At 73.4% G+C, this 22,255-nt stretch carries 17 protein-coding genes and 1 pseudogene; 5 read left to right on the top strand and 13 right to left on the bottom strand.

Annotation, left to right across the window (positions count from 1 at the left end; translation table 11 throughout):
• Positions 1 to 186: 186 nt before the first annotated feature.
• Positions 187 to 1,434, bottom strand: a complete 1,248-nt coding sequence (locus D7231_RS26005; protein WP_120757975.1) for an MFS transporter — start codon at positions 1,432 to 1,434, stop codon at positions 187 to 189.
• A gap of 17 nt (positions 1,435 to 1,451) precedes the next feature.
• Between D7231_RS26005 and D7231_RS26000 the strand changes: the two genes are divergently transcribed.
• Positions 1,452 to 2,672 (top strand): ROK family protein, encoded by a 1,221-nt coding sequence (locus D7231_RS26000; protein WP_120757974.1) that lies wholly within the window; start codon positions 1,452 to 1,454, stop codon positions 2,670 to 2,672.
• Positions 2,673 to 3,003: 331 nt separating this feature from the next.
• Here the strand turns inward: D7231_RS26000 and D7231_RS25995 are convergent, their stop codons facing one another.
• Both D7231_RS25995 and D7231_RS25990 read right to left on the bottom strand, forming a co-directional pair.
• Positions 3,004 to 3,549: an ATP-binding protein gene (locus tag D7231_RS25995; protein WP_120757973.1), complete on the bottom strand. Its 546-nt coding sequence runs from the start codon at positions 3,547 to 3,549 to the stop codon at positions 3,004 to 3,006.
• Positions 3,550 to 3,748: 199 nt separating this feature from the next.
• Positions 3,749 to 4,102 (bottom strand): hypothetical protein, encoded by a 354-nt coding sequence (locus D7231_RS25990; RefSeq protein ID WP_120757972.1) that lies wholly within the window; start codon positions 4,100 to 4,102, stop codon positions 3,749 to 3,751.
• 133 nt (positions 4,103 to 4,235) lie between these two features.
• On the opposite strand from D7231_RS25990, the gene cds1 reads away from it, so the two are divergent.
• Positions 4,236 to 5,333 (top strand): L-cysteine desulfhydrase Cds1, encoded by a 1,098-nt coding sequence (gene cds1, locus D7231_RS25985; protein ID WP_120757971.1) that lies wholly within the window; start codon positions 4,236 to 4,238, stop codon positions 5,331 to 5,333.
• Positions 5,334 to 5,367: 34 nt separating this feature from the next.
• Here cds1 and D7231_RS25980 read toward each other — a convergent pair whose 3' ends face one another.
• Complete coding sequence (locus D7231_RS25980) at positions 5,368 to 6,228, bottom strand: DeoR/GlpR family DNA-binding transcription regulator (protein ID WP_120757970.1); 861 nt, start codon at positions 6,226 to 6,228, stop codon at positions 5,368 to 5,370.
• 250 nt (positions 6,229 to 6,478) lie between these two features.
• Here D7231_RS25980 and D7231_RS25975 point away from each other — a divergent pair, with 250 nt between their 5' ends.
• Complete coding sequence (locus tag D7231_RS25975; protein ID WP_241999922.1) at positions 6,479 to 8,866, top strand: hypothetical protein; 2,388 nt, start codon at positions 6,479 to 6,481, stop codon at positions 8,864 to 8,866.
• Here D7231_RS25975 and D7231_RS25970 read toward each other — a convergent pair.
• The 6 genes from D7231_RS25970 to D7231_RS25945 all read right to left on the bottom strand — a co-directional run bounded on the left by D7231_RS25970 (position 8,836) and on the right by D7231_RS25945 (position 15,996).
• Positions 8,836 to 11,268, bottom strand: coding sequence for a right-handed parallel beta-helix repeat-containing protein (locus tag D7231_RS25970; protein WP_120757969.1), 2,433 nt, complete (start codon positions 11,266 to 11,268; stop codon positions 8,836 to 8,838). The two genes, D7231_RS25975 and D7231_RS25970, sit on opposite strands and share 31 nt — an antisense overlap.
• 106 nt (positions 11,269 to 11,374) lie before the next feature.
• Positions 11,375 to 11,977, bottom strand: coding sequence for an Rv1733c family protein (locus D7231_RS25965; RefSeq protein ID WP_120758125.1), 603 nt, complete (start codon positions 11,975 to 11,977; stop codon positions 11,375 to 11,377).
• 212 nt (positions 11,978 to 12,189) lie between these two features.
• A complete protein-coding gene (locus D7231_RS25960; RefSeq protein WP_120757968.1) occupies positions 12,190 to 13,026 on the bottom strand; it encodes an MOSC domain-containing protein in 837 nt (278 codons plus the stop codon).
• Positions 13,027 to 13,111: 85 nt separating this feature from the next.
• Positions 13,112 to 13,630, bottom strand: coding sequence for a DUF6643 family protein (locus tag D7231_RS25955; RefSeq protein ID WP_120757967.1), 519 nt, complete (start codon positions 13,628 to 13,630; stop codon positions 13,112 to 13,114).
• A gap of 232 nt (positions 13,631 to 13,862) precedes the next feature.
• Positions 13,863 to 15,323 (bottom strand): NADP-dependent phosphogluconate dehydrogenase, encoded by a 1,461-nt coding sequence (gene gndA / locus D7231_RS25950; RefSeq protein ID WP_120757966.1) that lies wholly within the window; start codon positions 15,321 to 15,323, stop codon positions 13,863 to 13,865.
• A 160-nt stretch (positions 15,324 to 15,483) separates the two neighbouring features.
• Complete coding sequence (locus D7231_RS25945; RefSeq protein ID WP_120757965.1) at positions 15,484 to 15,996, bottom strand: GNAT family N-acetyltransferase; 513 nt, start codon at positions 15,994 to 15,996, stop codon at positions 15,484 to 15,486.
• 385 nt (positions 15,997 to 16,381) lie between these two features.
• Here D7231_RS25945 and D7231_RS25940 point away from each other — a divergent pair, with 385 nt between their 5' ends.
• The gene (locus tag D7231_RS25940) at positions 16,382 to 18,046 is read left to right on the top strand and encodes an APC family permease (RefSeq protein ID WP_241999921.1); all 1,665 of its coding nucleotides are present in this window, start codon (positions 16,382 to 16,384) and stop codon (positions 18,044 to 18,046) included.
• 80 nt (positions 18,047 to 18,126) lie between these two features.
• On the opposite strand, the gene D7231_RS25935 is transcribed toward D7231_RS25940, so the two are convergent.
• Positions 18,127 to 19,530, bottom strand: a complete 1,404-nt coding sequence (locus D7231_RS25935; RefSeq protein WP_120757964.1) for an amino acid permease — start codon at positions 19,528 to 19,530, stop codon at positions 18,127 to 18,129.
• 296 nt (positions 19,531 to 19,826) lie between these two features.
• Between D7231_RS25935 and D7231_RS25930 the strand changes: the two genes are divergently transcribed.
• Positions 19,827 to 21,137 carry an erythromycin esterase family protein gene (locus D7231_RS25930; protein ID WP_120757963.1) on the top strand — a complete coding sequence of 437 codons (1,311 nt, stop codon included), beginning with the start codon at positions 19,827 to 19,829 and terminating at the stop codon, positions 21,135 to 21,137.
• A 109-nt stretch (positions 21,138 to 21,246) separates the two neighbouring features.
• On the opposite strand, the gene D7231_RS25925 is transcribed toward D7231_RS25930, so the two are convergent.
• On the bottom strand, positions 21,247 to 21,522 hold the full coding sequence (locus tag D7231_RS25925) for a DUF1876 domain-containing protein (RefSeq protein WP_120757962.1): 276 nt from the start codon (positions 21,520 to 21,522) through the stop codon (positions 21,247 to 21,249).
• Positions 21,523 to 21,539: 17 nt separating this feature from the next.
• A pseudogene (locus tag D7231_RS25920) lies at positions 21,540 to 22,181 on the bottom strand (phosphoribosyltransferase); the annotation flags it as partial.
• Positions 22,182 to 22,255 lie beyond the last annotated feature (74 nt).

The raw sequence follows: 22,255 nt of genomic DNA, 5'->3' as shown, positions 1-22,255 counted from the left end.
CTGCACGCCGCGGCACTCGCTACCGCCACTGCGCCCCCGCCGCCCTCCTGACGGACGGGGAGGCCGCATGCCCGGCAGCACCGTTGGCGGCGTTGGCCGGCCCGCGTCGGCGCCGCGCGCAGGCTCGTCCGGTGGACGAACAGGCGCCGTACGCGACGCGGGACGGCCTCGCCGCGGTCTCCGGAGTCAGCGGGCGCCGGAGACCGTGCGGCGGGTGGCGTACGCGATCGCCGCCGCCACGGCCGCGAGGCCCGCGACAGTGGTCAGGGCCACGGGCAGGGACGACGCGTCGGCGAGGAGGCCGATGACCGGCGGCCCCAGCAGCATCCCGCCGTATCCGAAGGTGGAGGCCGCGGCCACGCCGCCCGGGCCGCCCAGTTCACCGGCCCGCCCGACCGCGACGGGGAAGATGTTGGCCAGGCCCAGGCCCGTGACGGCGAAGCCCGCGAGCGCCGCCCACACCGTGGGTGCCAGCGCCCCGAGCAGCATGCCGCCCGCGGCCGCCGCCCCGCCCGCGACCAGCGCCGTGGTCTGGCCGAGGCGTTCGAGGAGGAACGTGCCGCTGAGCCGGCCGAGGGTCATGGCCAGCGCGAAGACGGAGTAGCCGGCGGCCGCGACGCCCGCGTGGACCCCGAGGTCCTGCTGGAGGTGCAGCGCGCCCCAGTCGGCGAGGGCACCCTCCCCGTAGGCCGTGCACAGGGCGATCACCCCGAACAGGGCGACCGTGCGGTTGCCGCGGCGGCGCGGGCCGTCGCCGTCGGCCGCCGGGGCGGATGCCGGCCGATCGGCCCGCGGCGCGGGGTGCGCCAGGAGCATGCGCCCCGCGACCGCGGTGACGGCGAGGCCGGCCACGGTCAGGAGCAGCAGGTGCCGGGTGGGGGAGAGGTGCCCGGCGACCAGCCCGCCCAGTCCCGCGCCGAGCATCCCGCCGAGGCTGAACGCGGCGTGGAAGCTGGGCATCACCGGCCTGCGCAGCGCCGCGACGAGGTCGACGGCCGCGCTGTTCATGGCGACGTTGATGCCGCCGTAGGCGGCACCGAAGACGAGCAGCACCAGGCCGAGCGCCGTCGCCGAGTGGGTCAGGGGAGGCAGTGCGATCCCCGCGGACATCAGCACGCCGGCGACGACCGTCACCAGGTGGCTCCCGAACCGGCGGCACAGCCGCCCGGTCAGCATCATGGTGGCCACGGCTCCCGCCGACACGCCGAGCAGCGCCAGCCCCAGCGCGCCCGCGGACGCGCCGGTCTGCTCTTTGATGGCGGGGATCCGGACCACCCATCCGGCGAACAGGAAGCCGTCGAGGGCGAAGAACAGGGTGAGGGCGATACGGAGGCGGCGGAGGGCGGGACCGCCCCGGTCCGGGCGCCGTTCGCCCGGCAGGACCGTCCGCGTGTCGCCCAGAAGAGCCGTCCGTATTTTGTTTAGTGTCGGCACAAAGTCACAATAGGGGCGTGACCCAGACTCGGACAACACGTTTGGAGCGGGGCCGCGGCGCCCTCGGCCCGGCCTTGGAGCTCGTACACACCGGCCGCGCCCCCACGCGCGCCGTGCTCACCGCCGAACTCGGGGTGACGCGCGCGACCGCCGGTGCCGTCGCCGCCGAGCTGGAGGCCCTCGGACTGATCACCGTCGACGCCCGCCCCGCGGCCGCCGGCTCCCAGGGCCGCCCCTCGCACCGGCTCTCCGTCGCGCCCGGCGGCCCCGTGGTGCTCGCCGCCCAGATCCACGCCGACGGCTTCCGCGCGGCCCTCGTCGGCCTCGGCGGGCGGATGGTCGCCACCGCGCCCGGTTGCATGACCGTCCCCGCCGACCCGTCGCACATCATCGACGCCGTCGTCGAGGCGGGCGCCGGCCTGCTGCGCGAGACCGGCCGCCGCTGCCTGGGCGCGGGCCTCGCCGTCCCCTCGGCCGTCGCCGAACCGGACGGTACCGCCCTCAACCCCCTGCACCTCTCCTGGCCCGCCGGGGCGCCGGTCAGCCGGCTGTTCACCGAGGCCCTCGCCAAGGCCGGCGTCCCGGGCCCCGGCGAGGGCCCCGCCACCGGCTTCACCGGCAACGACGTCAACCTCGCGGCGCTCGCCGAGCACCGGCACGGCGCCGGCCGCGGCGCGCGCCACCTCCTGTGCGTGGCCACGGGGCACCGCGGCGTCGGCGGGGCGCTCGTCCTCGACGGCCGCCTGCACAGCGGCAGTTCCGGCCTCGCCCTGGAGGTCGGTCACCTCACCGTCAACCCGGCCGGCCTGCCCTGCCACTGCGGCAGCCGCGGCTGCCTGGACGTCGAGACCGACCCGCTCGCCTTCCTCACCGCGGCAGGCCGCGCCCCCGGACCCGAGGTGTCCCTGCTCCAGCAGGCCCGCGACCTGCTCCGTACGGAGTACGGCGACCCGGCCGTCCGCGCCGCCGCCGAGCTGATCGTCGACCGGCTCGGCCTCGGCCTCGCGGGCCTCGTCAACATCCTCAACCCCGACCGCATCATCCTCGGCGGGCTCCACCGCGCCCTGCTGGACGCCGACCCCGAGCGGCTGCGGGCCGTCGTCGCCGACCGCAGCCTGTGGGGGCGCAGCGGGAGCGTGCCGATCCTGCCCTGCACGCTCGACCACAACAGCCTCATCGGCGCGGCCGAGGCGGCCTGGCAGCCCGTCCTGGACGACCCGCTGACGGTCCTGGGCTGACGACCGTACGGGTGCGCTGCCGGAGTACGTGCCCGGCTCTTGCGTACACGTACGGGCGCGCCGCGGAGTACGTGCCCGGCCCTCGCGTACTCCGCGCGCCGGCTTCGAGTTGCCGTCGCCGCAGCGGCGATGACCGGAAGTGCCCACCGCCGCCGCGCGCCCGCACAAGCCCCCGCGGCGAGTGCCGGCACGTGCCCCGGTGATGGCGCGGGCAACTCACCCCTGCTGCCGCGCGCCCGCACGAACTCCCGCCGCAACGGCGAGCAGGCCCCACGGCGTCGTCCGGCGGTGCGTGACCGGCCGGTCCTGTCCGGGGCATCGCCCCGTCTCTTCAGCCGGGGACCGTGGACCGGACGGGGGAGCGGTCGAGTACGGCGGGCTGTTCGAAGGCCGCTTCCTCCAGGGGCGGGAGGGCCGGCGCGGGCTGTTCGAGGGTGACCGTCGTCCGGTCGTCGCGCGTCTGCCGGCCGCCGGCCGCCCGCTCCGGGACGGGCAGCGAGAACCAGACGACCTTGCCGCCGTCGTGTCGCTCCTGCACCCCCCAGCTGTCGCTGACCGCCGCGATCAGGGCGAGCCCGCGCCCGTGCGTGCTGCCGGCGTCGGCGTCGGCGAGGCGGGGCAGCCGCGGGTCGTGGTCGCGGACCGAGACGGTGAGCCGGTCGAGCACGAGGTCGATCTCGACGGTGCAGCGCTTGTCCGGTTCGGCGTGCTGGTGCACGTTCGTGAGGAGCTCGGTGACGCACAGCGCCGCAGGGTCGATGAGCGGATCGAGATTCCAGTACCGCAATTGCGCAGATACGATTCTGCGGACCTGGCCGATCCGCGGCGGCAGAGCCTGGAGCTCTACGGTGCAGTGCTTGTTCGGTCGGCTGATCACGGCTGCGACTCCCTGGGAAGAAGTAGGGCTAGCCTGATTCAGAAACGCGTTCTGGCACGCGCTGGGGCCGGGCCGGCGGTGGTCGCTGCCGAGCCGGGCGGCGGCTACTCATCCAGAGCGTAACCGTCCGTGAACCCTCAGTGATGCTGGTACGAGTCAAGGGTCGGCTCCAGCAGCCGCACGCGCAACTTCTGCACCGTCAGCCCCTGGCGTCTCCGCCGCGTCCGGAGCGGACGGCCTCCAGGAACCGCCGGACGGCGGCCTCCCCCGTGGTCTCCCCGGCCCCCGAAGGATCCTCCAGCCGGCCCAGCGTCAGGACGTAGCGCGTGCCGTTCACCGTTGCCCGGGCGCGGTCCCGGCCGGCGAACCACGGCTTGCTCGCGTGGACCGCCCCCAGGGGAGCGCTGTCGATCTCCCGGCCGTAGCTGGTGAGCAGCTCCAGCCTGCCGTCCTTGATCTTCACCTGGCCCGCCCGGGTGAGCGAGCGGAGGGACCGCTCGATTCGTACCCCGGTCGCAGTGAACTCCGGCTCCTGGAACTCCGGCTCCGCCACGCCAACCGCCTCCCCGGCCGATTCGTGTGCCTCGTGCGCAGTCTGCCCGTGAGGGGGCCCATGCACCAGTGCCCATTTATGATCGAAACGTCCGAGTGCTCCGCATGGGCCCGGATGGAACGGGAGAGGCGGCGTGCACACCACCGACGTCGACCGCAGCGACCCGGCCTACCGCGCCTGGCTCAGCGAAGCGGTCCGCAAGGTCCAGGCCGACGCGAACCGCTCGGCCGACACCCATCTGCTGCGCTTCCCGCTGCCCGAGGAATGGGGCATCGACCTCTACCTCAAGGACGAGTCCACCCACCCCACGGGCAGCCTCAAGCACCGCCTCGCCCGCTCGCTCTTCCTGCACGGCCTGTGCAACGGCTGGATCCGCCCCGAGTCCCCGGTCGTCGAGGCCTCCAGCGGCTCCACCGCGATCTCCGAGGCGTATTTCGCGAGCCTGATCGGCGTGCCCTTCGTCGCCGTCATGCCCCGCACCACCAGCCGCGAGAAGTGCCGCCTCATCGAATTCCACGGCGGCCGGTGCCACTTCGTCGACGACCCCCGCAAGATGTACGCGGAGGCGGCGGCCCTCGCCGAACGCTCCGGCGGCCACTACATGGACCAGTTCACCTACGCCGAACGGGCCACCGACTGGCGCGGCAACAACAACATCGCGGAATCCGTCTTCAGCCAGCTGCGCAGCGAACGCCACCCCGTACCCGCCTGGATCGTCGCCACCGCGGGCACCGGCGGCACCTCCGCCACCATCGCCCGCTATGTGCGCTACATGCAGTACGACACGGGCATCTGCGTCGCCGACCCGGAGTACTCCTGCTTCTTCGACGGCTGGCGCGACCACGACCCCGCGGCGACGGGCGAGCGCGGCTCGCGGATCGAGGGGATCGGCCGGCCCCGCATGGAGCCCAGCTTCATGCCGGGCGTGATCGACCGGATGATGAAGGTCCCCGACGCCGCGAGCGTCGCGGCCGTACGCGCGCTCGACGCGGCCATCGGCCGCAAGGCGGGCGGCTCCACCGGAACCGGCCTGTGGAGCGCACTGAAGATCGTCGCGGAGATGGCGGACAACGGCGCCAAGGGCAGCATCGTCACCCTCATCTGCGACCCCGGCGAGCGCTACCTCGACACGTACTACTCCGACGCCTGGCTCGCCGAACAGGGCCTGGACATCGGCCCGTACGCGGGCGCCATCACCACCTTCCTGGCCACCGGGCGCTGGCCGGACTGACGCCGCCGCAGCGCCGGGGCGGCCGCGGGCGCTGTCAGACCGGCACGCCGCCGCACGTCGTGGAGTCCCCGGAAGCATCGGCCACCACCAGCTCCGGCAGCCGCTCGGCGATCTCCCGCCGCGCCGCCTCCGGCAGCCCCGCGTCCGTCACCAGAGCATCCACCTCCTCCAGCGCCGCGAACGAACTCAGCCCCACCGTCCCCCACTTGGTGTGGTCCGCAAGGACCACCACGCGCCGCGCCGACCGCACGAAGTGCCGGTTGGTCTCCGCCTCCGCCAGATTCGGCGTCGACAGACCCGCCTCCGCGGATATCCCGTGCACCCCGATGAACAGGACGTCGAAGTGGAGCGAGCGGATCGCCGCGTCCGCGACCGGCCCCACCAGCGTGTCCGAGGGCGTGCGCACCCCGCCCGTCAGCACCACCGTGGCCGCCCCCGGCCGGGCCGACGGCCCCGCCGCCGTCACCGGCCGCTGAGAGCTGTGGAAGACGTCGGCCGCGCGCACCGAATTCGTCACCACTGTCAGATCGGGGACGTCCACCAGCCGCTGCGCCAGCGCGAACACCGTCGTCCCGCCCGCCAGCGCGATCGCACTGCCCGGCGGCGCCATCGCCACAGCCGCCCGCGCGATGTCCTCCTTGGCGGCCAGCTCCAGCGCCGACTTCGCCTCGAAACCCGGCTCGTGCGCCGTCGCCTCCGCCACGGGCACCGCCCCGCCGTGCACCTTCTCCACCACGCCCAGCCGGGCCAGCGCGTCCAGATCCCGGCGGACCGTCATGTCCGAGACATTGAGCCTCCGCGTCAGTTCGTTGACCCGCACCCCACCGCGCCTCCTGACCTCGTCGAGGATCAGCGCGCGCCGCTGCTCCGCCAGGAGGTTCTGGTTGTCGCTCACCCGGCCCGTCCTTTCCGGTCAGCCACCGGCAGTCGTGCGCGCTCATCCTCCCACGCGGCACGCCGCGGCGATCGTCTTCGTCCGGCCGGATCACGAACGGGCCTATCCTGCCGACGATGCCCCCGCATTGTCAGTGCCCCCTGGCACCATGCTGGTTGACGGTACGGCACACCGGGACCGGGGGGACACGGTGGCATCGGACGAACGACCCCAGACGGCACAGACCACGGAACGAACCACGGAACAGACCATGGAACAAGCCATGGAACAGGCCGCGGCAAAGACCGCGGCAAAGGCCACGGAAGAGGCCGAAGCGCCGGCGCCCGCACCCGCGGGATCCTCCGAACTCGCCCTGGAGCTCCTCGTGCACGGCGTCGGAGGCACCACCCCGCAGGCCATGCTGGGCGATCCGCGCACCGTCCGCGTCACGGGCGACGCCGTCGCGGGCATCCACCGCCGCGCCGGCGACGTCGACGCCGAGGACCGCCCCGGCGACCACCGCCGCGAGCCCGTCCCCGAGGCCTACGTGTGGTCCAATCTGACCTCCGGCGACGGCTCCCGCGCCCTGTGGCTGGTGCTCCTGCCGTTCATGGTCATCAACCTCGCCCACTGGATGCGCCCCACCTCCGAAGGCCGCGCCACGACCGTACGGGCCTACGGCCTGCTGGTGCGCCTCCTCGCCCTCACCCTCACCGTCCTGCTCACCGCGGCCGCCTGCGAAGTCGCACTCGACCTGACGGCGTGGCAGTGCGCGGGCACGCCCGCCTGCTCCTCGGGCAAGGCCTGGCTCGGCTTCATGTCGGCCGACCGGGGCGGCTGGTGGAGCCCGCCGGGCCGCCGCCTCGCCCTCGCCGCCGCCGTACCCGCCGCCGTGACCGGCCTGCTGTGGCTCCTCTCCCGCCGCACCTGGAGCGCGTACGAGACCCAGCCGCCCGCCCGCCCCGCCACCGACGAGGACGACGACAAGGCCCGCAGCCGCCCCGCCCTGTGCCTGCCCGGCTTCTGGTACGGGCGGCGCATCGTCGCCCGGCTGCGCGCCGCCCACACCGCCGCGGCCCTGCTCACCGTCGCCGCGTTCCTCGTCCAGGCCGCCGCCCACCACGACCGCGCGCCGGGCGGCAGCCCCGCCCTCGGCACCCTGGGCCGGATCCTCGGCGCCGTCCTGATCGCCGCCGCCCTGTTCGTCGTCCACACCGTCTGCCGCAGGGGCCGCAGCGAAGGAGCCCCCGACCACACGGCCGACCGCCGCATCGTCGCCGCCCTGCCCTTCACCGCGCTCGGCCTGCTCCTGCTCTCCGCCGTCTACGCCGCCTGGGACCGCCCCGGCTGGCGGTCCCACGGCATGCTCCCCGGCGACCGCGCCTTCGGCCTCCTCGCCCTCGGACAAGGCGCCCTCATCCTCCTCCTCGCCCTCGCCGCCCGCCGGCTGCACCGCGCCGCCCCCGTCGAGCGGACCCCGCTCGGCGGGCTCGCCGGCCCCGCCGTCGCCACGCTCGCCTGCGCCCTCGGCGGCGTCATGACCGCAGGCGTCGCCCACCGCGTCGCGGACTGGCTCGACGGCCCGGCCACCCCCGGCATGGGCGACGGCCCGATCGGCGGGCCGCCCGTGCTGCTCACCTGGCAGGCGTCCGTCATCCCGCCGCTCCTCTCCGTCCTGCTCCTGCTGCTCCTCGTCCTGGCCGCCCGCACCCTGTACTTGGGCAAGGGCCTGCGCCGCACCGTCCCCGACGGCTATCCCGACGAGCGGCACGACCAGGCCCGTACGCGCGCCATCGCGGGCACCATCGCCCGCGCCGGCCTCACCGACGCCTCCCCCTGGGTGCTCGGCACCGTCGCCGCGCTCACGCTCCTCCTCGGCGCCGGCGCGGTCGCCGGCGCCTGGGGCACCCACGACGCCCCGGGCCGGGCCGCGGCCGGCACCCCCGCGGCCGTCGAGGACGTGGCCGAGACCGCCCAGGCGCTCGGCTCGTGGTGCGTCGGCCTCGGCTTCGTCCTGCTGATCGCCTGGGGCCGGCGCGCCTACCGCGACCCCGCCGCCCGGCGCACCGTCGGCATCCTCTGGGACGTCGGCACGTTCTGGCCGCGCGCCGCCCACCCCTTCGCCCCGCCCTGCTACGCCGAGCGCGCCGTCCCCGACCTCACCTGGCGCATGCGCACCTGGACCGAGCGCACCGGCGGCCGCCTCGTCATCTCCGGCCACTCCCAGGGCAGCGTCCTCGCCGCGGCCGCCGTCTGGCAGCTGCCCGCCGCCACGCGCAGCCGCGTCGCCCTGCTCACCTACGGCTCACCCCTGGAGCGCCTCTACGGCCGCTGGTTCCCCGCCTACTTCGGCCCCGTGAAGCTCGCCGCCCTCCACCACGACGTCCACTGCTGGTGCAACCTGTGGCGGCTCACCGACCCCATCGGCGGCCCCGTCCGCCTCCCCGGCGACGGCACCGCCGCCGTGGACCACGGCCCCCTCAAGGACCCGCTCGCCTACGGCCGGACGGCCGAACACCCGCTGCCCGCGGGCATCCTGGGCCACTCCCAGTACCAGTCCGACCCCGAGTTCGCCCGGACCCGGGCCGCCCTCCTCGCGCGTCTGGCCGCCTGGATACCGGTGCCCCCTCAGGGCAGCACCGGCAGATCCTCGGCGTAGAGCAGGGTGAGGTCGTCGGTGCTCGGGTCGGCCAGCTGCGCGACCCGGCCCGCGTGCCGCTCCACCATCGCCTCGAAGGTCTGCCGCGCCGTACGGCCGTTGCCGAACGCGGGCCCCCTCGGGATGTCGCGGAAGTACTGGAGCAGGGCCTCCGAGGCCCCCTCCCCGATCCGGTACTCGTGCTCGTCCGCCTGCTGCTGCACGATGCGCAGCAGCTCCTCCGGGTCGTAGTCGCCGAAGGTGATGGTGCGTGAGAAGCGGGAGGCCACACCTGGATTGACCGTCAGGAAGCGCTCCATCTCGTCGGTGTAGCCGGCGACGATCACCACGACCTCGTCGCGGTGGTCCTCCATCAGCTTCACCAGCGTGTCGATGGCCTCCCGGCCGAAGTCGCGCCCCGAGTCCTCCGGGGCGAGCGCGTACGCCTCGTCGATGAACAGCACGCCGCCGCGCGCCCGGTCGAAGGCCTCCTGGGTGCGGATGGCCGTCGAGCCGATGTGCTCGCCCACCAGGTCCACGCGCGACACCTCGACCAGATGGCCGCGCTCCAGCACGCCGAGCGAGGCGAGGATCTCGCCGTAGAGCCGGGCCACGGTCGTCTTGCCCGTGCCGGGCGAGCCCGTGAACACCAGGTGCCGGCGCACCGAGGCGGCCTTCAGCCCGGCCAGCTGCCGGCGCCGCCCCACCTCGATCATGTCGGTGAGGGCGCGGACCTCCTTCTTGACGCTCTCCAGGCCCACCAGCGCGTCCAGTTCCTGGAGCACGGTCACCGAGGCGCGCGCCCCGGGCGGGGCGGCGGGCGCGGGCGGCGCTTCCTCGGCCGAGCGCTGCACCGGCACGGCCACCGGCTTCAGCAGCGTCCGCGGGACGGCCGTCGTCACCGGCGCCGCGCCCGAGCCGCCCCCGGAGGGCAGCGAGGCCACGGCCGGAGACGTCACCGGATCGTCGCTCGTACAGCCCTCGCTGACGGGACCGGCCTCGGCGAACTCGTAACCGCCGCGCTCGCAGCGCTCGGTGCGGCAGCGGGTGAGCGTCGAGCGGCAGCCGTCGATGACGTGGAAGCCGTAGCCGCCGCTGCCCGTCACCCGGCACTCGTGGAAAGTACCCCGGCCGCCCGCCGACACGTAGAAACCCGCCTCCACCGGCGAACTCACCGTGCACTGCTCGATGGCGGGATCGGCGCCCTTGGTGACGATGACGCCCGTCGCCGCGGCGTCGATGGTGCAGCCGGCCATCGAACCGCCGCTGCCGTGGTCGCGGAACCAGGCGCCCGTGCCCGCCTCGCGGATCCGGCACCCCGCCAGCTGGGCCGACGCCCCGTCGCTCACCGACACCGCCGTGTTGCGGACCTGGGAGAGATCGCTGTCGACCACGTCGACGTGGGAGCCGCGGTCGAGCACGAACAGGGCGTCCGGGACGTCGTGCACGCGGCAGGAGCCGAGGGAGACCGTCGCCCCGTCGCTGATCCAGACGGCCGGATAGTCGCCCTTGCTCTCGTGGATCTCGCACAGGTCGGCGTCCACCCGCGTGCCCGGATCCCATACGGACAGGCCGTTGCGCCCGAACCTGCGGATCGACGAGCGCGTCATCGACAGCACCGAACGCGAGCGCAGGTCCACCCCGTTCTCCGGCACGTCGTGGATGTCGCAGTCGACGAGGGAGAGCACGGCGTCGGTGTCCAGCGTCACGCCGTCACCGGACGTGCGGTGCACCCGGCAGTCCGTCAGCCGGCCGGCGGCCCGGGAGGCCACCTGCACCCCGGCGCCCCGCACCTCGTACACCTCGCAGCCCACCGCCTCCAGCGAACTGCCCTCGCCCGTGAGCGACAGCCCCGCGCCCGACGCGTGGTGCACCCGGCAGCGTTCCAGGCGCGGATGCGCCCCGCCGTGGACCGCGATCCCCGACTGGCCGGCGGCCACCACCTCGCACTCCTCGAACAGGCCGCCCGACCCGTCCAGCACGCTGATGCCGACGCCGCCCGCGTTGTCGACGGTGCACTGACGCACCGTCGGCCGGGAGCCGCCGCGCACTTCGATGCCCACCGCGGAGCGGGTCACGATGCGCAGGCCGGACAGCTCCGGGGCGCCGTCCTCGACGACGAGCGCGGGCGCCGCCGCGTCGTGCCCCTCGACGTGCAGGTCCTGGAGCGCGGCGGAGGCCCGTACGGTCAGGGCGATGCCGTCGGGAGGAGCGATGCGCACGCTGCCGCGCGAACCCTCCGCGCCGCGCAGCGTGACCGCGCGCGTGACGACCAGGTTCTCCCGGTACGTGCCGGGGGCCACGGACAGCACGTCGCCGTCGACCGCCGCTTCCAGGGCCGAGGCGAGGGATTCGTACTCGCCCGTGCGCCGCCGCCATCGCGCCGTGCCGGTGTGCGTCACCTGGACCGAGCCCTGTGCCATGGTGCTGCTCTGCCCCCACCTCGTGCGTGCGTCCACCCGGGACCGGTGCGTACCGGACCGGCCACCGGAGCCACCGTAGCGCGCGCGGGCCCCGGGAGTTGACCGGTCAGCTGCCCGCGTCCGCCCGGCCCCAGGTCTGCCCGGCCCGCAGCCACGCGCGGTCCCAGCGGGCGTACCGCCGCTGCATGACCCGCCATACGACCAGCCGGCGCACCGCCTCCAGCAGGCCGCAGGCGACCGCGGCCGCTCCGGCGCCCGCCAGGCCGGCGTGGACGGCGGCCGTGTCGTGGTCCATGGGGCGGCCGGAGAGCCGGCCCTGGTCGTCCGTCCACAGCGGGAACGGCTGCCCGGGGCGCGTGGCGTGGCGCACCGGGACCACGCCCGAGCGCTCCTTGCCGTCCGGGCCGGGCCAGCGGGCGACCACCCGATGGTGGCCCTCCCGGGTGGCCGTGGCCTCGCGGTCTGTCTCGGCCGGCCCGCCGCGCAGGGGGCGCAGCGTCGTGGCCGTCACCAGGTGGCGGTGCCGGTGCTGTTCGCGGACCGTGTGCCGCAGGGCCTCGTGGGCGAGCGACCCTGTCACCCAGCCGGAGACCGGGCCCGCGAGCAGCATGAGCACCACGGCGACCAACCCCACCCAGGACTCCAGGACATCGGTCCGGCGACGCAGGGAATTGCGCCGCCATCGCCATGCGAGTGCCGTAGCGCGCATCATGCTCACCCCCTTCCGGGTCCGTAAATACCTCACACAGGGCATCGCATGCGGAGGAAGACGGCGGAGAGAGCAAAATCACCCCCTCCGGATGCCGTTCGCGGCAGCGCGTTGACGGGTGGCGTGCGGCGGGGGGAGGGGAGTGAGGAAGGTGCGGGGAGAAGAGTGAGGGAAATCCTGAAAAGGCGGGGCGAAGGACTCGGCGGAGCCGCTCAGTCGAGGATCTCGACGGCGTCGCCCACGCGCAGGGTCCCCGGGTGCTCGGGGATGAGGTTCTTGCCGAACACGGCCTTGCCGCCGATGCGGTGGTGCCGGGCGAGCGTGCGCAGCGGCTCCTTGCCGCGCTCGGCGGTCGTCTGGTCGGTGGTGGTGACCACGCACCGGCCGCAGTCCTTGACCGCCCGGAACGTCACTTCGCCGATCCGCACGCGCCGCCAGCCGTCCTCGGCCCAGGGCTCGGTGCCGCCGACCACGGCGTTCGGGCGGAAGCGGTTCATGGGGAGCGGGCCCTCGCCGGGGAGGTCGCCCCGGGCGATGAGCGCGTTGAGGGCGTCGAGCGAGGCGAGCGTGGTCACCAGCAGCGGAAAGCCGTCGGCGAAGCTCACGGTCTCGCCGGGGAGGGAGAAATCAGGATCGACCGGGCGGCGGCTCGCGGGCTCGTCCATGTGGAAGAGCCGGGCCGTGGTCCCGAGATGCGCGGCGAGCCACGCGTCGGCGGCGTCCCCCGCCGGGACCGCCTCGATCTTGTCCCGGAACACCTGCACCGTGACGGTGCCCTCCGCTTCCGCGAGGGAGGGCACGGCGACGTCGAGCGCTTCCGCCCCGGGCGCGGTGAGCCGCACGCCACCGCCCGGGAGCGGGCGGGCCGAGGCCAGGGCCAGCCTCGGCCGCTGCCGTTGGGTGATCATCATCCCGTCGGCGTCGGCCACCATCCACCGCCGGTCCCCGGCGAGACCCCACGGCTCGACGGCCGCCTCCGGGGCGGAGCACCCCGCCAGCGACTTGACGGGGTAGAAGTGCAGCGCGGTCAGCGTGGGCGACGTGGACATGCGGTCATCCTGCCACCCGGGCCGGGTGGTTGAACGAAGTACCCCTGCCCGCCGGAGCGGGACCCCCAGCACAACGGACAGACGGTCAGTAACCCCCCTGATTCGGGTACTGGCGGTTGTACGGGTCCTCGTACTGCCCCGCCGCCGGGCGGGGTGCGACCGGGCGCATGGCGTCGTACCCGGAAGGACCCGCCGGACCCCCCTGACCCGCCGGGGCCGCACCGGGCCGCTGCTGCTGGTACTGCTGCGGGCCGCCCGGTCCCGGGTAGGCGCGCTGCGGCGTCTGCTGCGGGATGTACGGGGCGGCCGCCTGCTGGAGGCCGGCGGGCTGCTGCTGCCCGGGCGCGGGATATCCGTACGGGGCACCGCCCTGGGCGCCGTACGGGGCCTGCGGCGCCGGGGCCGCAGGGCCGGCCGAGGGGCCGGACGGCAGCGCGGGGAGCGCGGGCAGGTGGCTGCTGCCGGTGTCGTACGGGGACGACACGCGGATCGGGGCGATCTGCGGGGTGCCCCGCTCGGCGACGAGGCTGTCGTAAATCGGGGTGTCCGGGAACGACGACGAGGCGTAGTAGCCACCGCCGTAGGTGCTGCGGGGGGAGGTCATAGCGCATAAGTTAAGCCCACGCCCCTCGCCCGGTCTATGCCACGGTCGGCACTAACACTTCCCTGACCTGCAAAGACGCAGGTCAGGACAGAACCGTCAAGGTCGGACACATCCGTACGTACGGCCATCCGGGGGTATCGCGCTGTGCCCTCGCGGACACGGTGCGGAGCCGCCCGGAGGGAGGCGCGCAAAGCCGCGCGGACAGCCGTACGCACGGATGGACAGGGCGATTTCAGCCGGTCTGCTCCTCGCTGCGGTCCCCGCCCCACAGCGTGTGGAACGAGCCCTCGCGGTCGGTGCGCCGGTAGGTGTGCGCGCCGAAGAAGTCCCGCTGTGCCTGCGTCAGCGCTGCCGGCAACCGCTCGGCGCGCAGCGCGTCGTAGTACGCGAGCGCGGCCGAGAACCCCGGCGTGGGCACGCCGCGGCCGACCGCGGTGGCGACGACCGAGCGCCAGGCGTCCTGCGCCTTGCCGACCTCCGCGGCGAACCCCTTGTCGGCGAGCAGCGTGGGCAGTTGCGGATCGGCGGCGAACGCGGCGCGGATGCGGTCGAGGAATGCGGCCCGGATGATGCAGCCGCCGCGCCAGATGGCGGCGACGGCCCCCAGGTCGATGTCCCAGCCGTACTCGGCGCTCGCCGCACTGATCATGTTCCAGCCCTGGGCGTACGAGACGACCTTCGACGCGTACAGCGCCTCCTCGACCAGGGCGGCGAACTCCCCGGCCGCGGCCGGGGCGAGGGGCTCCCGCGCGGGGCCCGGGAGTTCGCGCGCGGCGCCGCGCAGGTCCGCGTGGCCGGACACGGACCGGGCGAACACGGCCTCGGCAATGCCGGATACGGGGATGCCGAGGTCGAGGGCCGTCTGCACGGTCCAGCGTCCGGTGCCCTTCTGCTCGGCCCCGTCGGCCACGACGTCCACGAACGGGCGGCCGGTGGCGGCGTCGGTGTGCGCCAGCACCTCGGCGGTGATCTCGATCAGGTACGAGTCCAGCCGGCCGGTGTTCCAGGTGCGGAAGGTCTCCGCGATCCGCTGCGGCTCGTAACCCGCGACGTGGCGCAGCAGGTCGTACGCCTCGGCGATGAGCTGCATGTCGGCGTATTCGATGCCGTTGTGCACCATCTTGACGAAGTGTCCGGCGCCGTCGGGGCCGATGTGGGTGCAGCAGGGCGTGCCGTCCTTCGCCTTGGCGGCGATGCTTTCGAGCAGCGGCCCGAGGGAGTTGTAGGACTCCTCCGAGCCGCCGGGCATGATGCTGGGCCCGTGGAGGGCGCCTTCCTCGCCGCCGGAGATGCCGGCGCCGACGAAGTGGATGCCCTTTTCCCGGAGTTCCTTCTCGCGGCGGCGGGTGTCGGCGAAGTGGGCGTTGCCGCCGTCGATGATGACGTCGCCGGGTTCGAGGAGCGCGGCGAATTCGCCGATGACGGCGTCCGTCGGGTCGCCCGCCTTGACCATGATGACGATGCGGCGCGGCTTTTGCAGGGCGGCGACGAACTCCTCGGCGGTTTCGGCCGGGACGAAGTTCCCCTCGTGACCGTGCTCGCCGATCAGCGCCTCGGTCTTGGCGTACGTGCGGTTGTGGACGGCGACGGTGTGCCCGTGCCGGGCGAAGTTCCGGGCGAGGTTGCTGCCCATGACGGCGAGTCCGGTGACGCCGATCTGCGCGGTGGCCGGGGTGGCGGGGGTGCTGGGCATGCGGTGTTCCACTCCTGTCCAGATATCGAAGGCATGTGCGAGACGTCAACGCCGGGAGGGCCGGGGGCCTTCCCGTTGTCAGACTGTGGGATGCGTACGACGGCGGGCCTCAGGCGCGCCGGACGGGCGGAGACGCTCGTGCTCTCCTCCGGAGCGTGCGCTAGAGCGCGCGGCGCATGCAGGTGCGGGGCCACTGGTCCAGGCCGTGGGCGGCCTCCTCCGCGCGGATGCCGCGCAGGCCCGGGGTCAGCTCGGCCTCGGGGACGGTGCGGAAGCCGCACCGCTCGTAATAGGGGCCGTTCCACGCCACGCCCGTGAAGGTGGTCAGGGTGAGCGCCGGTGCGCCGTGCTCCTTCGCCCAGGCGGCGACGTGCTCGATGAGGCCGGCGCCGATGCGCTTCCGGGCGTGGCCGGGATCCACGGAGACCTGCTCGATGTGCACGCAGCCGTCCACGAGATCGACGACGACATAGGCGGCGGGAACGTCCCGCGCGTCCGTGTGGACCCACGCGCGGTCCGCGTCTATGTACTGCCGGAGCACCTCGGGGGCCGGGGGCTCGTCCTCGGCCACGGCGCGCATGCCGATGTCGAGGAACTGCCGCCCGGCGGCCCGCTCGATGTCCCGGAGCCGGGGAATGTCGTCTTTTTTCGCGAGTCGGATCACGAGGTGCATCGTCTTCCCCGGGCAGTGGCGGCCGCAAGCCCCGGCGGCCTCGCCCCCACGCACAGTGATGCACCGGTGGCCCTTTGCGTGGGCCCGATCGACGTGTTCGCGGCGAAATGCAGGAATTATTTTGGAAATAAGTTTCCGATCAAGGGCGATTGGAGTGGATCCGTCCATTGCCGTAGCATGACCGGCGTCGTAATTTGCGCCCTCGGTGATCTCGTCGCAGGCGAGATCGGACCACTGCTGATCGAATTCCCTGCCGCATTTTCCGCCCGGCCCGGAAGACGGAGTACCCGTCGGCGCGAGCCGACGCAGGCAGGGCAGCCGGACGGCCGTTGAGGTGCACCGGGCTGCCCGCAGACTTTGTCTCCGGCAGAACGGAATGCACGTCGTGGATCTGAGCGCGGCCAATCGAAAAGGCCTCAGCCTCTTCGCCCTGATCATGATCGGGCTGGGGTCCATTTTCGGCTCCGGCTGGCTCTTCGGAGCCGGGCAGGCGGCTCAGGTCGCGGGGCCCGCCGCGCTGGTCGCCTGGGTGATCGGCGCGATCTTCATCGGCATGATCGCCATGTCGTACGCGGAGGTCGGCGCCGCCTATCCGCTGCCCGGTGCGATGGCCCGGTTCGGCTCCATCTCGCACGGCCCGGTGCTCGGCTTCATCACCGGCTGGGCCGTGTGGATCGCGACCGCCTCGCTGATCCCGATCGAGGCCATCGCGGGCACCCAGTACATGTCCTCGTGGAGCTTCGGCTGGGCCCAGGGGCTGGTCGCCGACGGCAGCCTCACCGGCACCGGCATCGCGACGGCCCTGTTCCTGACGTTCGCCCTGTGGCTCGCCTGCTACTGGTCGGTCGAGCTGCTGGCCCGGGCCAACAACCTGCTGACCCTGGTCAAGTTCGCCATCCCCGTCCTCGCGGTCGGCGCGCTCATAGCCTCCGGCTTCCACACGGACAACTTCACGGCGCACGGCGGCTTCGCGCCCAACGGCTGGTCCGCCGTCCTCACCGCCGTCACCGCCTCCGGCGTCGTCTTCGCCTTCAACGGCTTCCAGGCCGTCGTCAACCTCGGCGGCAACGCCAAGAACCCCGGCCGGGCCATCCCGCTCGCCCTCGTCGGCGCCCTCTCCCTCGGCCTGGTGATCTACCTGGCCCTCCAGGTCGCCTTCCTCGGCGCCGTCCCGCCCGAGAAGCTCGCCGAGGCCGGCGGCTGGAGCGGCATCAACTTCGCCTCGCCCTTCGCCGACCTCGCCAAGCTGCTGATGCTGCACTGGGTCGTCACCATGCTCCAGTTCGGCGCGTTCATCTCGCCCAACGGCGCCAACATCGGCAACGTCGCCTCCTCCGCCTACCTGGCGCAGAACCTCGCCGACACCGGCTTCTTCCCCAAGAAGATCGCCGAGGTGCACCCCCGCTACGGCGTCGCCCGCCCCGCCATGTGGCTCAACCTGGGCTTCTCCGTCCTCCTGCTGCTGACCATCGGCCACAGCTGGGAGGCCCTGGCCAGCGTCGTCTCCGCCGCGATGGTCGTCTCCTACCTCATGGGCCCCATCGCGGTCGGCGTCTTCCGGAAGACCAAGCCGGAGCTGCCCCGCCCCTTCAGGCTCCCCGCCGCCAAGGTCCTCTGCCCGCTCATCTTCGCCTTCGCGGCCTGCGCCCTGTACTGGTCGAAGTGGCCCAACACCGGCAAGGTGACCCTGCTCACCCTGCTCTCGGTCCCCATCGCCGCGGTCGTGCTGCGCCGCCGGGGCGAGAACCTGCGCCGCCAGTTCGCGCCGGCCTGGTGGCTGGCCGGCTTCCTGCTGTGGCTGTCCCTGCTGTCGGCCCTCGGCAGCCCGGAGTTCGGCGGCCACGGCGTGATCCCGAGCGGCCTCGACACGGCTCTGGTCGGGGTGTCGGCCCTGGGCTTCTACTTCTGGGCGGTGCGGGCCGGAGTCCAGGCCCACCGTGCGGGCCTGCCCGGCCCTGACCCGGTGCTCGCCGGTGCGGGTGCCACTGCCGACGCTACGGTCCCGGCCCAGGCGGCCGAGCGTGAGCCGGCAGGCGCGGCCACCTCGTAGGTCCGTAGATAGAGGTCTGTAGATACGGCGAAGGCCGGTTCCCTCAGTGAGGGAACCGGCCTTCGCCGTATGCGGTGAGCTCAGCGCTTGGCCGCTGCCCGCTGCTGCACGTAGCCGACCACGGCCAGCGCCAGCGCCAAGCCGCCGGTCGAGTACAGCTGCACGCGGGTGTCGTCCTCCAGCAGCATGAGCACCAGCGCCCCGGCCACGCCGGCCAGCGTCAGCCAGGTCAGGTACGGGAAGGCCCACATCCGCACGACCAGCTTGCCGGGCGTCTCGCGCTCCAGGCGGCGGCGCAGCACCAGCTGGGAGGCGGCGATGAAGCCCCACACCACCAGCACGACGCCGCCGACCATGTTCAGGAGCCAGGCGAAGACCGTCGTGGGATACCAGTACGACAGCAGGACGGCGAAGAAGCCGAACGCGGACGAAGCGAGCACCGCACGGCGCGGCACCCCGCCGGAGACCTTGCCCAGCGCCTTGGGGCCCTGGCCGCGGGAGACCAGCGAGTAGGCCATGCGCGAGGAACCGTAGATGTTGGCGTTCATGGCCGACAGCAGGGCGATCAGGACGACCACGTTCATGATCTGCCCGCCGCCGGGGACGCCGAGGCGGTCGAGCACGGCCGCGTACGGGCCGCTCTCGGTGACGGCCTTGTCGTTCCACGGGATCAGCGTGACGATCATCAGCATCGAGCCGACGTAGACGATGCCGATCCGCCACATCGTCGTCTTCACGGCCTTGGCCACGCCGCGCACCGGATCCTTCGCCTCGGCGGCGGCGATGGTCACCGTCTCCAGGCCGCCGTAGGCGGCGAGCGAGGCCAGCAGGCCGATCAGGAGGCCGTTCACGCCCGTGGGCAGGAAGCCGCCGTCGTGCAGGAGGTGCGCGGCGCCGGGGGAGTCGTTGCCGGGCAGGACGCCGAAGACGGCGAGCGCGCCCAGGATGAGGAAGAGCCCGATGGCGCCGATCTTCAGCGCGGCGAACCAGAACTCGAACTCGCCGAAGTTCGAGACCGCGGCCAGGTTGCTGCCGCAGAACAGCGCCATGAAGACCAGCACCCACATCCAGGACGGGGTGCCCGGGAGCCAGCCCGACACGATGTGGGCCGCGCCGATCGCCTCGATCGCCACGCCCACGACCAGCAGGGTCCAGAACATCCAGCCCGCCGTGAAGCCGGCCCACGGGCCGATCGCCCGGTCGGCGTGGACGGAGAAGGAGCCGGAGGCGGGGTTGGCGGCGGACATCTCGCCGAGCATCCGCATCACGAACATCACGAGCAGTCCGGACACGGCGTAGGCGAGCACGATCGACGGGCCGGCGGCGGCGATGCCGGCACCGGAGCCCACGAAGAGGCCCGCGCCGATGACGCCGCCGAGGGCGATCATCGACAGGTGCCGCTGCTTGAGTCCGTTGGAGAGCGGCGACCCCTGCTCGGGGGCGCCCTCCGTCTGCGGGGGAGAGGTTATGTCTGTCCGGCTCATGGTCGTGCCTGTCCATCATGCGAGATCGGGATGTTCGAGTATGTGCAGGCGCAGAGGGATCCGGTTAACTCGTCCGTTATCCGGACAGTCCCTTCACCCAGGGTGATCGTTTCGCAGCAGTCCATCCGAGGACCGTACAGCGCGCAACGGTTAAATCCGTTGTCCGTGGTTCACGGTTCCTCTTAGTCTCGGATCATGGTTCCTGGCACGCTCTTCCGCTGACGCTCCCTCGGGAAGCCGTACGTCCGCCCCTCCACCGAGGGGCATGTTCCTGCACCGAGAGAAGAGCCTTCAGCATGCCTGTTCAGCCCGTTCATCCTGTTCAGCCCGTCGAGTCTTCCGGCCATGACGCATTCGCCCAGTGGCTGCGCGACCACGCCACCACCCTGACCACCCTCGACCCGGGCGCTCCGCTCGACGACCTGGAGCCCTTGCGCGACCTCATCGGTGACGCCCGCGTCGTCGGCGTGGGCGAGAACTCGCACTTCATCCACGAGTTCGGCCTCACGCGCCGGCGCCTCCTGCGGTTCCTCGTCGAGCGCTGCGGCTTCACCCTCCTCACCTTCGAGTACGGGTTCAGCGAAGCCTTCGCCCTCGACGCCTGGGCCCGGGGCGCCGGCCCGGACGACGACCTCGCACGGATCACCACGGCGGACCTCCCCATGGGCGCGCCGGAGCTGCTGCGCGCACTCCGCCTGCACAACCGCACCGCGGCCCGGCCCGTGGGCTTCACAGGCGCCGACATCCCGGCGGCGGGCGGCTCGCTCCTGCCCGCGCTCCGCCCGGTCGCCGACCACCTCCGCGAGGCCGACCCCGGGGCGCTCCCGCTCGTCCGGACCGCGATCGGGATCGCCGAGCGGTTCGCCGGCGGGTCAGGGGCCGCGGCAGCGCCCGCGTGGGCGCAGTTGCCGGCCGCCGAGCAGGACGCCCTCACGGCCGCCCTCGCCCGCCTCCTCATCCGCTTCCGCGCCACCGAGCCCCTCCAGGTGGCCCGTACCGGCCGGTACGCGTACGAGGTCGCCCTCCGGCGCATGGAAGCCGCCACCCACGCGGACCACACCCTCCGTGCCATGGCCGCCCTCTTCGCCGGTGAGGGGCTCACCATCGACACCGCGGCCCGGGAGACCTACCTGGCCGGGTCCGTCCTGTGGCACCTGGAACACGCCGGGCCGGAGGCGCGCGTCGTGCTCATGGCGCACAACGCCCACCTCCAGAGGGAGGCCGTCACCCTGGAGGGGCACGAGACGACGCTGCCCATGGGCCACTACCTCCACCACGCCCTGGGCGACGACTACTTCGCCCTCGGCGTGACGTCCATCGGCGGCCGTACGGCGGAGATGCCGCTCGACGCGAGCGCCCGGTTCGGCTTCACCGTCGACGACACGGAGCTGGAGCCGCCCGAGCAGGGGAGCATCGAGGGCGCCTTCGCGCGCGCCCTTCCGGCCGGCGCCATAGGCCTGGCCGGGCTGCGTGCGGCGCCCCGGGGCGAGGGCAGCCCCGACCGGACGCGGCTCCAGAGCGCCTACCTGCACGCGCCGATCGCCGACGCGTACGACGGGATGCTCTGCGTCCCGTCCTCCAGGGTGGCCGACGGCATCGAGATCTGAACCGAGATCTGTACCGGGATCCGGACCGAGATCCGGACCAAGACCTGATCTCACCGATGACCGTCCGGGCCGGCAGCCGCCCGGCCCGGACGGTCACGCACCCGGCCCGTCAGTGGTTCAGCCGTGTCGTGACGTGCGTGGCCTCCTCGATGTCCACTCCCGCCTTGTCGAGCAGCTGCTCGGACAGGTCGCGCAGCGCCCGGGCCGCCGCGACCTCCTCGCCGACGCGCTGCTGGGTGGGGTCGGTGGGATTGCGGTTCGTCGTCCCGACGGCGGTGAAGTCCGTGCCGTCGTGCATGTGCAGCCGCACCGCCGCCTGGGTCAGCGCGCCGGCCTCGCGGAACTCCATGTCGATGGGGCTCTCGACGATCTTCTCCGTGGTCATCGCACACCTCCGGGATCCGTCCTTGCCGCCCTGTTGCGCTCCAGCAGGTCGATGACTTCCTCGTCCGGGGTCTGGGAGAAGTCCTGGTACCACTCGCCGACCGCGAAGAAGACCGGCGGCGTACTGAGGCAGACCAGCTCGTCCGCCTCCGCGCGGAGCGCCTGCGCCGCGTCCGGCGCCGCCACCGGCACGGCGAGCACCACGCGCCCCGCCTCCTGAGCCCGCACCACCTGGCAGGCGGCCGACGCCGTGGCGCCGGTGGCGACGCCGTCGTCGATGACGATCGCGGTGCGGCCCTTCAGGGGGATCCGCGGGCGGCCGCCGCGGAACCGCTCGGCCTGGCGGGCCAGGTTCGCCTCTTCGCGCTGCTGCACCTCGGCGAGGTCGTCCTCCTCCACGCGGCTCATCCGGACGATGTCGCTGTGCACGACCCGTACCCCGCCCTCGCCGATCGCCCCGAACCCCAGCTCCTCGTGGAAGGGCACCCCGAGCTTGCGCACGAGCACCACGTCCATGGGGGCGCCGAGCGCCCGGGCGACCTCGTAGGCCACGGGGACGCCGCCGCGCGGCAGGCCCAGGACGACGGGGTCCTCGGCGCGCAGCCCGCCCAGCCGCTCGGCCAGGCGGCGCCCGGCGTCCACGCGGTCGCGGAACCTCATGATCCACCTCTTCTCCCGGGGACGGCGCTCCGGAGAACGAGGGAAGCCATGCCTCCGATAACGAGGGAAGCCAT

The sequence above is a fragment of the Streptomyces klenkii genome (genome assembly GCF_003626645.1).
Classification (GTDB): Bacteria; Actinomycetota; Actinomycetes; order Streptomycetales; family Streptomycetaceae; genus Streptomyces; species Streptomyces klenkii.
The sequence above is the reverse complement of the archived record's forward strand: the minus strand, read 5'-3'. Positions and strand labels throughout refer to the sequence as shown.